General features: G+C 53.9%; 5 protein-coding genes and 1 pseudogene. 1 reads left to right on the top strand and 5 read right to left on the bottom strand.

Translation table 11 applies throughout. The features are described from left to right. Positions 1-289 precede the first annotated feature (289 nt). Together ZBT109_RS00925 and ZBT109_RS14165 are read right to left on the bottom strand one after the other, a co-directional pair. On the bottom strand, positions 290-11,041 hold the full coding sequence (locus ZBT109_RS00925) for a YadA-like family protein (RefSeq protein WP_232012853.1): 10,752 nt from the start codon (positions 11,039-11,041) through the stop codon (positions 290-292). A gap of 495 nt (positions 11,042-11,536) precedes the next feature. Then, a pseudogene (locus ZBT109_RS14165) lies at positions 11,537-11,632 on the bottom strand (ESPR domain-containing protein); the annotation flags it as partial. 682 nt (positions 11,633-12,314) lie between these two features. Between ZBT109_RS14165 and ZBT109_RS00920 the strand changes: the two are divergent. Beyond that, positions 12,315-12,617, top strand: a complete 303-nt coding sequence (locus tag ZBT109_RS00920; protein ID WP_038278700.1) for a hypothetical protein — start codon at positions 12,315-12,317, stop codon at positions 12,615-12,617. A gap of 81 nt (positions 12,618-12,698) precedes the next feature. Here the strand turns inward: ZBT109_RS00920 and ZBT109_RS00915 are convergent, their stop codons facing one another. From ZBT109_RS00915 to ZBT109_RS00905, 3 genes are all read right to left on the bottom strand, one after another. After that, entirely contained in the window at positions 12,699-13,457 is a 759-nt protein-coding gene (locus ZBT109_RS00915; RefSeq protein WP_027705573.1) for a hypothetical protein, read from the bottom strand. 501 nt (positions 13,458-13,958) lie between these two features. After that, positions 13,959-14,624: a fimbrial biogenesis chaperone gene (locus tag ZBT109_RS00910; RefSeq protein ID WP_051523962.1), complete on the bottom strand. Its 666-nt coding sequence runs from the start codon at positions 14,622-14,624 to the stop codon at positions 13,959-13,961. Between the two features lie 152 nt (positions 14,625-14,776). Continuing rightward, positions 14,777-15,379, bottom strand: coding sequence for a fimbrial protein (locus ZBT109_RS00905; protein ID WP_027705571.1), 603 nt, complete (start codon positions 15,377-15,379; stop codon positions 14,777-14,779). Between the last annotated feature and the right edge of the window lie 941 nt (positions 15,380-16,320).

The raw sequence follows: 16,320 nt of genomic DNA, 5'->3' as shown, positions 1-16,320 counted from the left end.
CAGCGGTTTTTATCATTGGTAAAATATCACCTGTGACGCTCGATAAAAACCCGCATTGTTCACTCGGGAATAAAATTCAACGAACGTCTTAACCAGTACCAGTCGGGGCCCCGCGCTTTTGCTAGGCAAAATACCCACAGCAGGGTCGAGTGTTACCATATGGCACTTCCCCCCGATAAAAAACGGGGTGCCCCCTGTAAAAAGGTCGCACCCCATGCGTTCCAAAATAGCAGACGACAGCTTACCTCATCCGCAAACCTTGCACTTAATTTCCATGTTTATTAGTCCTTTACCACTGGTAACCGACCCCCACAGCGCCGCCCACTTCACCCTGAGTATTGCCTGAAACCTGGCCCTTTATGATCCAGCGACCATTATCGGTCATGGTCGAAAGACCTACGGCAACGGCAGACTGGCCTTCATACGTACCCCCTGCCGCCGACATCATACTGCGGCCCGGCAATACGGCCTGCGGCAGCCCCGTCATCGCCATAGCCGACGCCGTACCCGCCTTAGCATGACGTTCGACCTTGTCGATACGATGGTCCATGGCACTGAAACCTCGGCTCATCTGCCCCACCGTAGCGGCATCGTGCGCTTGGGTACCGTCCGCGACATTGCTGATGGCACGCTCACTGCCTACGCTGCCGACCGACACGGTATTGTCTCGGCCGTCCGTAGAAGAGCCTGCTCCCAACGCAACAGAGTTTTGACCATCAGCCGTCGCATTCTGACCGAAGGCCGCACTCTGACTGCCACTCGCAGTTGCGTTCTGGCCATAAGCCGTCGAGCCGTCACCAGAGGCCTTGGCCGCGTTGCCGCCAGCAGTGCTGCCGGTGCCGGAAGCAACGGCATCCCTACCGAAAGCGGAGCTGTTATCGGCGCTCGCTTTGGCGCCATGACCAGAGGCAGTAGACCCTGTTCCAGACGCCTGAGCATTCACGCCACTGGCCGTTGCATAGTCGCCTTTCGCGGAGGAATTAGTACCGGTTGCCGTACTTTCCTTACCACCGGCACTGGCACCTGCACCTGTTGCAGAAGCGTTTTCACCCGTGGCTTTAGCACCATTACCCAGCGCCGTGCTGTTGGTATTGGAAGCAACGCTGTTAGCACCACCCGCCGTGCTGCCGTTGCCTGTAGCGGAGGCCTTGTCACCGTTGGCCGTAGCGCCCACACCTGACGCATTGGCCCCTGCGCCTGTTGCCGAGCTGTGATCGCCGGTCGCCGATGAACTGCCGCTATCGGAATTCGAGGCCGTACTCTGTCCCAGTCCTTGCAGCGCCTGATCGACCCCAACGTACTGCTTACCGTTCAAGGTATATACCGGTACAGACAGCGTACCGTCTGCGTTAACGGTAGAGCCACCGCCAAGGCTGTTGGCAATGCTCATGTTGCTGGCATGGAGCTGACTGCCGTTGATGGCATCCTGACTCGTGCTGTTGATATCGCCGTTGGCTACTTGCATCAGCTTGCGAGCATTGCCGTTCTTGTCCGCAAAGGTTACGGCCTTACCGTTGCTGTCCTTACCAACGGTGATGGTTGCATCGTTGCTTTCCTGCTGAACAATACCCGATTTCCCACTTGCCATCTGATTGATCGCATTGGTGTTGTTCACCGTACGGTCATCAAGATTGGTGAGTGCGCCACCCACATTATTGGCCGTTGTTGTGGAACCATCTGCGTTGTGAAGCGTATAGGAAGGCGCCGTAACCGAACCGTTATCCGCCACACTGGCCCCGCCCCCAAGCGCGTTGGCTAGGCCGGTGTCCGCTGTCTGACGCTGCGTCTGCTCGTTGTGCAGCTGGCTGCCGTTCACTGCCTCCTTACTGGTAGCACTGACACTACCGTCTGAAACGCTCGTCAGCGTACGCGTGCCGCCGTTCTTGTCGGCAAACGACACTTCTGTACCGTCAGTATCCTTGCCCACCGTGATCTTCTCACCAGCCGCAGCCTGCTGAGTCAAGCCAGTCTTACCACCGGTGATATCGCTGATGGCCTGGTTGGTCGCATAGAGCTGGCTACCGTTCACGGCCTGCTTGCTGTCTGCCGTCACGGCACCATTAGCGACGTTGTCGAGCACGGTGCCTTTGTCACCACCTTCCAACGATGCCTTGCTGGTATTGATGGTACCGTCAGCGTTGCGGTTGTACTTGACCGCACCAGCGTCAATATCGCGCATCGCCTCTTCAACACGGTCAAAATTGCGGCCATTCACGCTATAGCCGTACTCACCAGCGGGATTGACGCGAGCCGCAATCTCACGGATCTGATCCGTATTGGTGATCGTACGGCCATCAACATTACTGAGTGCCTCACCAACGTTGCTGTAGGTCACGGCAGGCTGCTCGCCAGAGTGCTGGTTGTAGGTGTGCAGCTGATACGACGGTGCCGTCACCGTACCGTCAGGGTTCAGCGTCGAACTACCGCCGAGTGCATTGGCAATACTTTGATTACCCGCATACAGCTGGCTGCCATTCACAGCATCCGTGCTGGTAGACGTAATAGCACCCGCCGTCACATTGGTCAGCTTACGTGTGCCGCTGTTCTTATCAGCAAACGACACTTCCGTACCATCCGTATCCTTACCGACGGTGATCTTCTCACCCGCAGCAGCCTGCTGCGTCAGCCCGGTCTTACCACTGTTGATGTTGTTGATCGCATCGGTGTTGCCCGCAGTGCGGGTATCCACGTTGGTCAACGCATCACCCACGTTATTGGCGGTAGTGGTCGAGCCATCGGCGTTATGTACGGTGTAGGAAGGATTACTTACCGTGCCATCATCAGCCACTTTGGAACCGCCACCCAGCGCATTCGCTAGGCCTGTATCCGCGGTCTGACGCTGTGCCTGCTCACTGTGCAGCTGGCTACCGTTCGCCGCCTGTTTGCTATCAGAAGCGATTGTGCCTGGCGCAACATTATCCAGTGTGGTGCCGTTGCTTTCGCCTCCCAGCGTGGCCTTGTCTTTGTTGACACTGCCATCGCTGTTGCGGTCGTACTTCACAGCATTTTCATCAACTGCGGCCAACGCTTTATCAACGCCCTGGTAAGACTGACCGTGAACACTGTAGGTTGGGGCTGTGACAGTGCCATCAGGGTTCAGCGTCGAACCACCACCTAGTGCATTGGCAAGGCTCTGATTACCCGCATACAGCTGGCTGCCATTTACGGCATCTGTGCTGCTAGAACTGATCGTTCCTGCCGCCACATTGGTCAGCTTACGCGCGGCACCGCTTTTATCAGCAAAGGTAACTTCGGTGCCGTCTGTATCTTTTGCCACCGTGATCGGTTTGCCTGCTGCTTCCTGCTGTACCAGACCCGTCTTACCGCTGCTGATGTTATTGATCGCATCGGTGTTGCCCGCGGTGCGGGTATCCACGTTGGTCAACGCATCACCCACGTTATTGGCGGTAGTGGTCGAGCCATCGGCGTTATGTACGGTGTAGGTTGGGTTGGTCACCGTACCGTCATCAGCCACTTTGGAGCCACCACCCAACGCATTCGCTAGGCCGGTATCCGCGGTCTGGCGCTGTGTCTGCTCACTGTGCAGCTGGCTACCGTTCACTGCCTGTTTGCTGCCAGAAGCGATTGTGCCTGGCGCAACATTATCCAGTGTGGTGCCGTTATCGCCACCTTCCAGCGAGGCTTTGCTCTTGTCGATCGTGCCATCGCTGTTGCGGTTGTATTTCACCGCGCCATCGTTCACGTCCTTCAGCGCATCACCGATGTTGTTGTAGGTAGTGCCATTGTTGGCATATGTCGGCTTCGTCACCATGCCATCAGGGTTCAGCGTCGAACCACCACCTAGTGCATTGGCAAGGCTCTGATTACCCGCATACAGCTGGCTGCCATTCACGGCATCCGTGCTACTAGAACTGATCGTTCCTGCCGTCACATTGGTCAGCTTACGTGTGCCGCTGTTCTTATCAGCAAACGACACTTCCGTACCATCCGTATCCTTACCGACGGTGATCTTCTCACCCGCAGCAGCCTGCTGTGTTAACCCGGTCTTACCACTGTTGATATTGTTGATCGCATCGGTGTTGCCCGCGGTGCGGGTATCCACGTTGGTCAACGCATCACCGACGTTATTGGCGGTAGTGGTCGAGCCGTCAGCATTGTGTACGGTGTAGGTTGGGTTGGTCACCGTACCGTCATCAGCCACTTTGGAACCGCCTCCCAGCGCATTCGCTAGGCCTGTATCCGCGGTCTGACGCTGTGTCTGCTCACTGTGCAGCTGGCTACCGTTCACTGCCTGTTTGCTGTCAGAAGCGATCGTGCCCGGCGCAACGTTATCCAGCGTGGTGCCGTTATCGCCACCTTCCAGCGAGGCTTTGCTCTTGTCGATCGTGCCATCGCTGTTGCGGTTGTATTTTACCGCGCCATCGTTCACGTCCTTCAGCGCGTCACCGATGTTGTTGTAGGTAGTGCCATTGTTGGCATATGTCGGCTTCGTCACCGTGCCATCAGGGGTCAGCGTCGAACCACCGCCGAGTGCATTGGCGATACTTTGATTACCCGCATACAGCTGGCTGCCATTTACGGAATCCGTGCTGGTAGACGTAATAGCACCCGCCGTCACATTGGTCAGCTTACGTGTGCCGCTGTTCTTATCAGCAAACGACACTTCCGTACCATCCGTATCCTTACCGACGGTGATCTTCTCACCCGCAGCAGCCTGCTGCGTCAGCCCGGTCTTACCACTGTTGATATTGTTGATCGCATCGGTGTTGCCCGCGGTGCGGGTATCCACGTTGGTCAACGCATCACCCACGTTATTGGCGGTAGTGGTCGAACCATCGGCGTTGTGTACGGTGTAGGTTGGGCTGGTCACCGTACCGTCATCAGCCACTTTGGAACCGCCACCCAGCGCATTCGCTAGGCCTGTATCCGCGGTCTGACGCTGTGTCTGCTCACTGTGCAGCTGGCTGCCATTCACAGCATCCGTGCTACTAGAACTGATCGTTCCTGCCGTCACATTGGTCAGCTTACGTGTGCCGCTGTTCTTATCAGCAAACGACACTTCCGTACCATCCGTATCCTTACCGACGGTGATCTTCTCACCCGCAGCAGCCTGCTGTGTTAACCCGGTCTTACCACTGTTGATATTGTTGATCGCATCGGTGTTGCCCGCGGTGCGGGTATCCACGTTGGTCAACGCATCACCGACGTTATTGGCGGTAGTGGTCGAGCCGTCAGCATTGTGTACGGTGTAGGTTGGGTTGGTCACCGTACCGTCATCAGCCACTTTGGAACCGCCTCCCAGCGCATTCGCTAGGCCTGTATCCGCGGTCTGACGCTGTGTCTGCTCACTGTGCAGCTGGCTACCGTTCACTGCCTGTTTGCTGTCAGAAGCGATCGTGCCCGGCGCAACGTTATCCAGCGTGGTGCCGTTATCGCCACCTTCCAGCGAGGCTTTGCTCTTGTCGATCGTGCCATCGCTGTTGCGGTTGTATTTCACCGCGCCATCGTTCACGTCCTTCAGCGCATCACCGATGTTGTTGTAGGTAGTTCCATTGTTGGCATATGTCGGCTTCGTCACCGTGCCATCAGGGTTCAGCGTCGAACCACCACCTAGTGCATTGGCAAGGATCTGATTACCCGCATACAGCTGGCTGCCATTCACAGCATCCGTGCTGGTAGACGTAATAGCACCCGCCGTCACATTGGTCAGCTTACGTGTGCCGCTGTTCTTATCAGCAAACGACACTTCCGTACCGTCTGTATCCTTACCGACAGTGATCTTCTCACCCGCAGCAGCCTGCTGCGTCAGCCCGGTCTTACCACTGTTGATGTTGTTGATCGCATCGGTGTTGCCCGCGGTGCGGGTATCCACGTTGGTCAACGCATCACCCACGTTATTGGCGGTAGTGGTCGAGCCATCGGCGTTATGTACGGTGTAGGTTGGGTTGGTCACCGTACCGTCATCAGCCACTTTGGAGCCACCACCCAACGCATTCGCTAGGCCGGTATCCGCGGTCTGACGCTGTGTCTGCTCACTGTGCAGCTGGCTACCGTTCACTGCCTGTTTGCTGTCAGAAGCGATCGTGCCCGGCGCAACGTTATCCAGCGTGGTGCCGTTATCGCCACCTTCCAGCGAGGCTTTGCTCTTGTCGATCGTGCCATCGCTGTTGCGGTTGTATTTTACCGCGCCATCGTTCACGTCCTTCAGCGCATCACCGATGTTGTTGTAGGTAGTGCCATTGTTGGCATATGTCGGCTTCGTCACCGTGCCATCAGGGTTCAGCGTCGAACCACCACCTAGTGCATTGGCAAGGCTCTGATTACCCGCATACAGCTGGCTGCCATTCACAGCATCCGTGCTGGTAGACGTAATAGCACCCGCCGTCACATTGGTCAGCTTACGTGTGCCGCTGTTCTTATCAGCAAACGACACTTCCGTACCGTCTGTATCCTTACCGACAGTGATCTTCTCACCCGCAGCAGCCTGCTGCGTCAGCCCGGTCTTACCACTGTTGATGTTGTTGATCGCATCGGTGTTGCCCGCGGTGCGGGTATCCACGTTGGTCAACGCATCACCCACGTTATTGGCGGTAGTGGTCGAGCCATCGGCGTTATGTACGGTGTAGGAAGGATTACTTACCGTCCCGTCATCAGCCACTTTGGAACCGCCACCCAGCGCATTCGCTAGGCCTGTATCCGCGGTCTGACGCTGTGTCTGCTCACTGTGCAGCTGGCTACCGTTCACTGCCTGTTTGCTATCAGAGGCGATCGTGCCCGGCGCAACGTTATCCAGCGTGGTGCCGTTATCGCCACCTTCCAGCGAGGCTTTGCTCTTGTCGATCGTGCCATCGCTGTTGCGGTTGTATTTCACCGCGCCATCGTTCACGTCCTTCAGCGCATCACCGATGTTGTTGTAGGTAGTGCCATTGTTGGCATATGTCGGCTTCGTCACCGTGCCATCAGGGTTCAGCGTCGAACCACCGCCCAAGGCATCGGCAAGGCTCTGATTACCCGCATACAGCTGGCTGCCATTCACGGCATCCGTGCTGCTAGAACTGATCGCGCCGGCTGCTACGTTGGTCAGTTTGCGAGCGCCATTGTTCTTATCAGCAAACGACACTTCCGTACCATCCGTATCCTTACCGACGGTGATCTTCTCACCCGCAGCAGCCTGCTGTGTTAACCCGGTCTTACCGCTGTTGATGTTATTGATCGCATCGGTGTTACCTGCGGTACGGTTATCCACATTAGTAATCGCATCACCGACGTTATTAGCGGTAGTGGTCGAGCCATCGGCGTTATGCACGGTGTAGGAAGGATTACTTACCGTCCCGTCTGAATTGACGGTTGAGCCTCCGCCCAGCGCATTCGCTACGCTGCTGCTAGTGCCATAGAGCTGGCTACCGTTGATCGCCTGTTTGCTTGATGAAGACACTGTGCCGTTGGCGACGTTATCTAACGTAGTACCGTTACTGCCGCCTTCCAGTGTGGCTTTATCCTTGTTGATGCTGCCGTCGCTGCCGCGTTCGTACTTCACAGCACCGCTGTTTACATCGCTTAACGCCTCGGCCACATTATTGAAAGACTTGTTGTTATTGGTATAGGTCGGCGCTGTCACTGTGCCGTCATCGGCGACAGCCGCACCACCACCCAAGGCCGTTGCTAGGCCGTTATCTGCCGTACGACGCTGCGTCCGTTCCGTGTTCAATTGGCTGCCGTTCACGGCATCCTTGCTGCTAGAACTGATCGCGCCGGCTGCTACGTTGGTCAGTTTGCGAGCGCCATTGTTCTTATCAGCAAACGACACTTCCGTACCATCCGTATCCTTACCGACAGTGATCTTCTCACCCGCAGCAGCCTGCTGTGTTAACCCGGTCTTACCACTGTTGATGTTGTTGATCGCATCGGTGTTGCCCGCGGTGCGGGTATCCACGTTGGTCAACGCATCACCCACGTTATTGGCGGTAGTGGTCGAACCATCGGCGTTATGCACGGTGTAGGAAGGATTACTTACCGTCCCGTCAGAATTGACGGTTGAGCCTCCGCCCAGCGCATTCGCTACGCTGCTGCTAGTGCCATAGAGCTGGCTACCGTTGATCGCCTGTTTGCTTGATGAAGACACTGTGCCGTTGGCGACGTTATCTAACGTAGTGCCGTTACTGCCGCCTTCCAGTGTGGCCTTATCCTTGTTGATGCTGCCGTCGCTGCCGCGTTCGTACTTCACAGCACCGCTGTTTACATCGCTTAACGCCTCGGCCACATTATTGAAAGACTTGTTGTTATTGGTATAGGTCGGCGCTGTCACTGTGCCGTCATCGGCGACAGCCGCACCGCCACCTAAGGCCGTTGCTAGGCCGTTATCTGCCGTACGACGCTGCGTCCGTTCCGTGTTCAATTGGCTGCCGTTCACGGCATCCTTGCTGTTAGCGGAGATATCGCCATCCGTCACATTGGTCAGCTTACGTGTGCCGCTGTTCTTATCAGCAAACGACACTTCCGTACCGTCCGTATCCTTACCAACAGTGATCTTCTCACCCGCAGCAGCCTGTTGCGTCAGACCGGTCTTACCGCTGTTGATGTTATTGATCGCGTCTGTGTTGCCCGCGGTGCGGTTATCCACGTTGGTCAACGCATCGCCCACATTATTGGCTGTGGTCGCGGAGCCATCGGCGTTATGCACGGTGTAGGAAGGATTACTTACCGTCCCGTCAGAATTAACGGTTGAGCCTCCGCCCAGCGCATTCGCCACGCTGCTGCTAGCGCCATGCAGCTGGCTACCATTGATCGCCTCCATACTGCTTGACGATACGGTCCCTTTGCCAAGGTTGTCGATAACGGTGCCTCGACCAGAACCTTCGTGGTTTGGGTCATCTTCGTTAGGCAGGTCACCTTGCAACGTAGCGCGCATGTAATTGATTTTGCCGTTGCTGTCACGGTCGTATTTCAAAGCACCTTTGTTGACGTCCTTCAGTGCATCCGCAACATTATTGAACGAGGTATTATTGTTGGCATAAGTCGGTGCGGTATACGCACCGGTAGAGCTGTCAAATGCAGCGCCGCCGCCCAAGCTAGAGGCAAGGTTACTACCGACGTACCTCAGCTGACGCAAGTTGACAGCATCGGTGTCCTGCGTACCGCCAGCCACATTGATAATCTGACGCTCATTATCAGTGCTACCTACTGACACAGCCCCTTTCTGAGATTTAACTGCCGTTCCAGAAAAGACTTCTGTACCACTATTAAGGCCCGCACGGCTCGCCGTAGCGCCTTCACCAAGTGCTACGCCACTGGCACTAGAACTTTTAGCGCCATTACCCAGTGCTACAGCGCTATCACCAGAAGCAGCGCTGCTATTTCCCAGCGCAATAGCATTTGTTTCTGATGATGTTGCAGCCTGACCTAACGCCATTGACCCCGTTTCACTCGCTTGGGCACCACGGCCAACCGCCAGCGCATTTTCTTTAGCAGCTGAAGCACTATCACCCAGTGCAATAGCGCTCTGATCCGCAGCGCTCGCACCGTAGCCTGCAGCCAATGCATTAGCACCACTGCTGCTGGTATTACGCCCTACAGCCGTAGCGTTCTCAGCGGTTGCCTGGCTAGAAGAGCCCAGCGCTGTTGATTTTGCTCCAGAGGCATTGGTAGAAGTACCTGCCGCTAAGCTCGATTCACCAGAAGAGGCCGCCAGATTACCGATAGCTGCGCTATTTGCACCGGAAGCTTTAGTGTTAGAACCAAGCGCCGTAGCATTCGATTGCGAAGCACTCGCTTGATACCCGTTGGCAACAGACTGGTTTCCCGCTGAAGAGGCGTAATTACCCAACGCAGTGCTGAAATCACCTTTTGAGGTACTGTCCTCGCCAATCGTGACAGAGTAGTTACCTAACCCTTTGGCATCGTACCCAATGGCAATCGCAGAAGTACCTGATGCCGCAGCATTTTTACCAATTGCCACCGTGTTTTTGCTAGAAGCAGTCGCTTTAGTACCCAATGCAGTAGCGTATTGGCTGGTCGCTTTAGCACCCGAACCAATAGCGGTTGCATCAGGAGAAGTGGCCTGTGTGCCATACGTCGTATCGGAGGCAATACGTTCACTGTCATTGGTTGATGTACTGGATGGGCTTTCTTCTGATGGGGCACCAATCGCAATACTACGACGGCCACTCGCTGTTGCAGCTAATCCCATCGCAATAGCCTGCTGGTCGGATGCTTTAGAGGCATTACCAATTGCTGTGCTGCTATAACCAGAGGCTTTACTATCCTTGCCTTCCGCAAATGAATAAGCGCCGGAAGCATTGCTTGACGCACCTAGTGCATTGGCATAAGTCGCAGAAGCACTGCTTGACGCGCCTAGTGCATTGGCATTGTCTGCTGATGCAGTACTGATGTTACCTAATGCGATCGAGCTAAAACCTGAAGATTTTGCAGTACTCCCTTCAGCGATAGAAGCCACGCCAGAAGCAGCCGCTTGATACCCTAACGCCGTACTATTATTGGCGGAAGCATTAGCATCACTCCCAATACCAATCGCACCGTTAGCAACACCTTTAGCGCCATTACCTAACGCAACCGTGCCATTGCCGGTGGATTGAGTATTGTAACCTTCTGCCACAGCAGCCTGCCCACTTGCGACTGATTTTGTACCAGAGGCAATAGCATTGGCACCAGACGCATTGGCCTGATAACCAAACGCCTGCGCGCCACCCGTAGAGGCCGTCGACATAGAACCAATTGCAGACGCATTATCCCCTGATGCAGAAGCCTTATAACCATACGCAGAGTTATTGTTATTACTGGCCTTCGCGCTCTGACCGGTGGCAACACTGCCATTGCCCGTTGAGCTCGAGCTTTCACCAAGTGCAATAGATGAAATTCCCGTAGATTTTGCTGCGGTACCCAGCGCGATAGCATCCTGCCCTGAGGCTTGAGTGTTATTACTCGTATCCTGCTTGACCCCTCCGGTGGTAGAAGGTGTCCCCATTGCAATAGAGCGAAGGCCAGTGGCCGATGCAGAGTAACCATAAGCCATTGCACTTTCGGCATCGGCTGTTGACACTGTGCCCAGGGCAATGGAATGCATTGCGCCTGCATAAGACAAGTGACCTTGCGCAATACTCGCTAGTCCAGAAGCGTAAGAAGCACTACCAATCGCCATACTTGCCTGTCCCACAGCGCTGGCAGATGTACCGATGGCTTCACTCAATGACGCCGCTGTCGTGTTAGACCCGAAGGAGACAGCAGATCCTTTTGATTGAGCATTCTGGCCAATTGCAACGCCATAGTTGCCAGTCATCCAAGTATTGTTGCTACTGCTGTCTGCTTTACTAGTGGCGCCTTTACCGTCGGTACGAAGCTGAACAATATCCGTTTTTTTACTGGTATCGACGTTAGCACCGTTAGAGCCATTATCATGACCTATAACAATAGACTTACAGTCGGCGCTGCTAGTACATAGGGGGATCTCGTAATACGACGACTGTGAGGCATGCGCTAAAGGGACAATCGACATGATGATCCCGCCTACCAGCAAGATCAGTAAGTAAGGTGCCTGCCATACGCGACGTGTCTGACCTGAAGACACAGATTCAGCCCCTCGGCGTGATGCCAACTCTGATGCAGCGACCCATGCACCCAGCGCACTATTCCAAATTACCCGATATACCCTGTTCATCCCTTGGTCCTCTATGATCAATCCGTTGATCTTTTTTTCTGCTTCGCTGTAATGGCCGGCTCGGTCGAAAAGGGAACGGCAAGCCGCGTGCACCTAAGGACACGCGAAGGCCAACAAGTAAGTTCACAGTGGTGACAGCAGAAAAGCATGCTGATAAGCAATGCAGGAAATGCTTGAGGCTAAAGGCAAAAAATCACAAAAAATGCAAGACGATGCCTTATTTTCCCAATAATTCAAAAGATAGTCACAATCATTGCCGTTTCAAGAAACAAGGCATGAAACGAGCAAAAGATTGAAAAAAAGTAGACGCTTATTTAATTAATCGTTATCCGCCCTCTGCCGATAAGCATTCTTGAACGAAAGCCCAATTTTCAATTAAGACGATGAAAAACAAGAGAAAAATAAAAATAGATGCTATTTATAATTTAGCCGCTACTGGACATAACCTACTGTTTAACCAGTTATTATCTCGAAAGAAGACAACGGGTTCGAAAAGCGAAAAATCAACTTAAAGTTGAATTGGCGTGAATAAAAAGACATACAGAAAGGAAGCCAAACAGCACACGGCACTTTCGAGACGTGCCATGCTCTAATACGAAAGTACCGCGATTACAGCGATAGCCGTTTGACGTGATGTAGGCTCGGCAAGCAAGGCCGTGCCACATGTAGAGGAGATGGACAGATGAAGAAAATACTCGTTGCTGCCGTTTGCCTGGCTGGCGCATTTTCACTGGGTGCTCAGGCATGCCCTCCTGGAACGCATCCGGTAGGCGGCACTGGTCCTCACCATAAAGGTGGCACCTGCGTTGCCAACCATCAGAAGACACCTGCACGCCCGCATCACGAAGCCAAACCGGCTAAGAAACCGCATGCTGAAGCGCCGCAACATCAGAACAAGGCACCTGCACCGGACCGTAACCGCGCACAGCAGCAGCCTGAACAACCGCCGGTCAACGGCCCTGTAGATCAGGCTCCGGGGCGCTAAGCCCCAGGAATCTCGCGCCCTCGAGCGCGAACGCATCCGCAGCAAAAAGCAGGCATTACGCCTGCTTTTCTTTTTTTACAGCTACATAGCGTTATCCAGCAACGTCAGCGAGTGGCGCAGTATCTTGCGCAATGGGGTAGGAAACGGCTTCTGGGACGTGTCCGGCACCGAAGACGGGGAACGCTCGCTGCCGGGCAAGTGAACGGGCACGTTGATGCGCGTTCTGACATCAGGCCGTTGCTGGTTGTTACCGACCTGCAGCAGAAGACGGCTGGAGAAGGTCGTTTGAGGCAACGGATGCTTTAAGTAGAGGTCGATCGGCAGCAGTATCATTACCGGCGCACGATAGTCTTGGCTCGGCGCATTACGCCAGTGCCGACAACCCCACTCATCATGATGATCGCAGATGCGAAGCAGCGAGAAAGTAGGCATGTGCTGATCGCTTTTCAATACGTGCAGCCGTTTACCCATGGGGTAGATCGAACGCCCATGATCCACGGAAATCTCCAGATCCATGGCGTTCAGCGCCGGATCCTGCCAAGCAGGATCAAGGTAGACATGGAGCGCCTGAGAAGATTGCTGCTCCGCTGCCAGCTCCCCCCCTCGCTCATCACTCCACGCACATTCGATAGGCACATCCATGTGAATGTGCCAGATCAGACCATTACCGCGCTCCTTATCTCTGTAATGCAGTGGCAACTCACCCTCATAAGCGTGAGTACTCTCCGCCGTCGGCAATTCTCCGCGTTGCAGACACACCAATGCCTTGGCATGCCCGGACATCAACACGGCCAGCAGCAGTATGCCTAGCCACACACTAGACACATGAAAACCTCGCATTCTTACACCTGTGTACATAGTTCTTCCCGTTCAGGTGTGAAGAGCAGCAATAAGAGATAGCACGAGGAGACATTGCCTCTGCCATTCATCAGAAAGCGCCATACTCTTCAGGAAGAAAATTGATTATTTCCCTACAAGCAACAACCCTGAAATGCCCGCACTCGCCTATTCTCCTATCGGCAGCAGTGTCCGTTCTGCTGTGAACCTGTTTGCTACTCCCACTATTTCTATGGAGAACAAACAAGTACCACGTCGATGCAGGCCGTTGATATCCTTCAGAATCGTATACCCCACGTTTACAATCATCTTCACAGTCAACGCACAAAAAATCTGCTACCCACTACGGGCAGATGGCACCTGTTACCCCAGATAAATGGCACGCAAAGAAGCACGGCGCCCCAAAAGGACCCGCGCAGAAGATGTCCAAAAGCTAGGTGTCTTACCCGCCGCTACCCGTCGACGCGATCACTAAACGGGCGCGGACAAGACACCGAGGCACGCTCAGCGTGCGTGTATGACAGAGACCGTGTTGCCGCCATAGTCGTTGATCGTTTCGACCTGTAGATCATCGCGCTTGACAGCACGTACTGTCGGCTCTGTCTTGAAATCATGGGCGCTGAAAGGCGATACCATACCGATATCTCGCGAAATCGGCCGAAGCCCCTTAGTGTCCATGATCTGGTTGACCGACACGTGGAAGGGTGTCGGGTTGCTGAGTCGGATGGCAGGCCCCACCTGCTGCCATACCAGTTGACGCGGCGCACTGTCGGCACGTCCGCTCAATCCTTTCGGGCGGAAGAACACCTTGATGCGCGTACGAATGGCGAACTGCACATAGTTGCTGTCCGGGCTGGTCGGGTCCGGCGGAATATCCATGACGTTGAGATAAAATACCGACTCTCGATCGGTCGGCAGCGGATCGCCATTCCAGGCAATCTTCAATGCCTGCGACATGCCCCCATTGACGCGAGCCACGGGCGGTATCAGAGAGAACGGCACGTCTTCCTCATCCGGAATGGAATCAGGATTGCCATTGTCGATCCACGACTGCATCAATGAGGGCTGATTGCCTTCATTGGTGACATTGACCGTCACATCGCGCGCAGCGCCGTTGTAGATGACACGCGTCGTGTTGATGACGAGATTTGCCTCTGCATACCTCGTCATTAGAAGCAAAAACACACCGCTTATCTTCAATAAAGTCGACAGATAGGACTGATAACATCCCCCTCTAGCGCCGATCATGACTGTATCCCTTGCTTAAGCGCAGTCGCCGGCAACGACGCTTGGCATCGTTACCGGCTCTGACATGTTTCATATCAGTTATAGCTGAGTGCATACGTCACCAAGGTCCTGACCCCCCCTGCGCGCGTCTCGTCATTACCCGTTTTGTAGTAATTGGCGTAGAAGCGTAGAGGTTGAGGAGTCTTGGCCGTCGATGACGCCGTGATCCGCGTGTCATACGGCGTATTCAACTTGATCAGTTCGTCAGGGTGGCCCTGTTCAGTGATCGCAATGCCGATGTTGCTGGGACGCCCATCCCGTGTCGGCATTTCGTTGCGCAGATACTTGCCGTCGGACGAGATCTGCGGACCACTGAAGGACATACGAATGGTCGGCGACCATCCTGACCGCGCGCTGCCGGCCTGAGCACAGTCGGAAAGATCAAGCTGGAACGGCTGACGATTGACGGGAATCAGTCCGCGCTGCGTCATGGTATTTGCCTGTTCCACACTGATAGGCGGCAACGACACTGTTAGGCTGCTGCTGTTGTGACCGTTGATCGTGCACGTTGTATCGGTCACTGCACCCTGGAACGTAATCGTTCCCCCGCCGAGAACACCTTCCGCTGCTGCCGCGATCGGCATTGCGAGGCTTAATGTGGAAACTGCTGCCGCAATAGTCATGCTGGATGTCTTCATGGCCCGTTTTCACCTCGGATGTACTGTAACTTACTGTAATCGAAAGGAAAGATAGATTCCTTATCAGCGATTCCAGTGGTTAACGCTTGCCATACCCTGCTTGCCGTTAGCCGGCGTCTAGATCGACCACCCTCATAACTATATGAAACACTTATTTTCACATAGTTACAATTGAGGCGCGAATACTCCAAGGAATTCAACCTGAATTTCCTTTTTTTCGATAACATCATGTAATTACTAGTTAGCACCAACTACTAGCCCCCGCCTTTTCAATACTTGTTTACTGCTCTTTTTTTACCAATAGTATCTTCTGGACTAAAAATCCAGGAGCAGCCAAAACCCGCTGAAAACACGGGAATTAGCGGCTTGCCATCCATTTATTTACGGCCAGAGACAGCGTTTCCTGAAATTATCGAAACAAGGCGTGGGATAGGAAAAATAAATTAAAATTAGCTCTGGAATATATGAAAATGGGGTGCTAGCAAGCTGTATTGAAAAAAGCAAAAAAATGTCAAAAATAATACTTTATATTTATATGAAAGCTCGTTAAAACACGTTAATTGCCCTGAAAAGAAACACCCCCTGGATAAATATGGCAAAAATAAGAATACTTCTTTAAAGTTGATATATCACATGTAAATCCACGTATATAGCTATGCTAGTATCCCTAAGACGGTGCGTTTAGAACGAAAGATAACCCTAGGTGCGGCGGGAGATATCTCCAAAGTAAGTTCTTACAACCGCGCCTCATTATCATTCAAGGATTTGTCAGAGACGACATCTCGGATAACAGCAAGATGCAGTTCATACGTATATGTCTTCATGTCTGTGACAACAGCAAATTAGATAAAACGCATGAAATACGATGACCTGCCGATAAATCATCCGGGCTTAGGTCTAACACCCTTGTGAAACACCAAACATTCGTCCTCGGGCGGCCA

Source organism: Zymobacter palmae (genome assembly GCF_003610015.1).
In the GTDB taxonomy this organism is placed as follows: Bacteria; Pseudomonadota; Gammaproteobacteria; order Pseudomonadales; family Halomonadaceae; genus Zymobacter; species Zymobacter palmae.
Note: the sequence above shows the minus strand (reverse complement) of the source record. Positions and strands in the feature narration are given on the sequence as shown.

What these genes read in the sequence shown, in the direction of transcription:
- ZBT109_RS00905 (WP_027705571.1), bottom strand. Translation starts at nt 15,379, where the DNA reads ATGAAGACATCCAGCATGACTATTGCGGCAGCAGTTTCCACATTAAGC.
- ZBT109_RS00915 (WP_027705573.1), bottom strand. Translation starts at nt 13,457, where the DNA reads ATGCGAGGTTTTCATGTGTCTAGTGTGTGGCTAGGCATACTGCTGCTG.
- ZBT109_RS00910 (WP_051523962.1), bottom strand. Translation starts at nt 14,624, where the DNA reads ATGACGAGGTATGCAGAGGCAAATCTCGTCATCAACACGACGCGTGTC.
- ZBT109_RS00925 (WP_232012853.1), bottom strand. Translation starts at nt 11,041, where the DNA reads ATGCATTCCATTGCCCTGGGCACAGTGTCAACAGCCGATGCCGAAAGT.
- ZBT109_RS00920 (WP_038278700.1), top strand. Translation starts at nt 12,315, where the DNA reads ATGAAGAAAATACTCGTTGCTGCCGTTTGCCTGGCTGGCGCATTTTCA.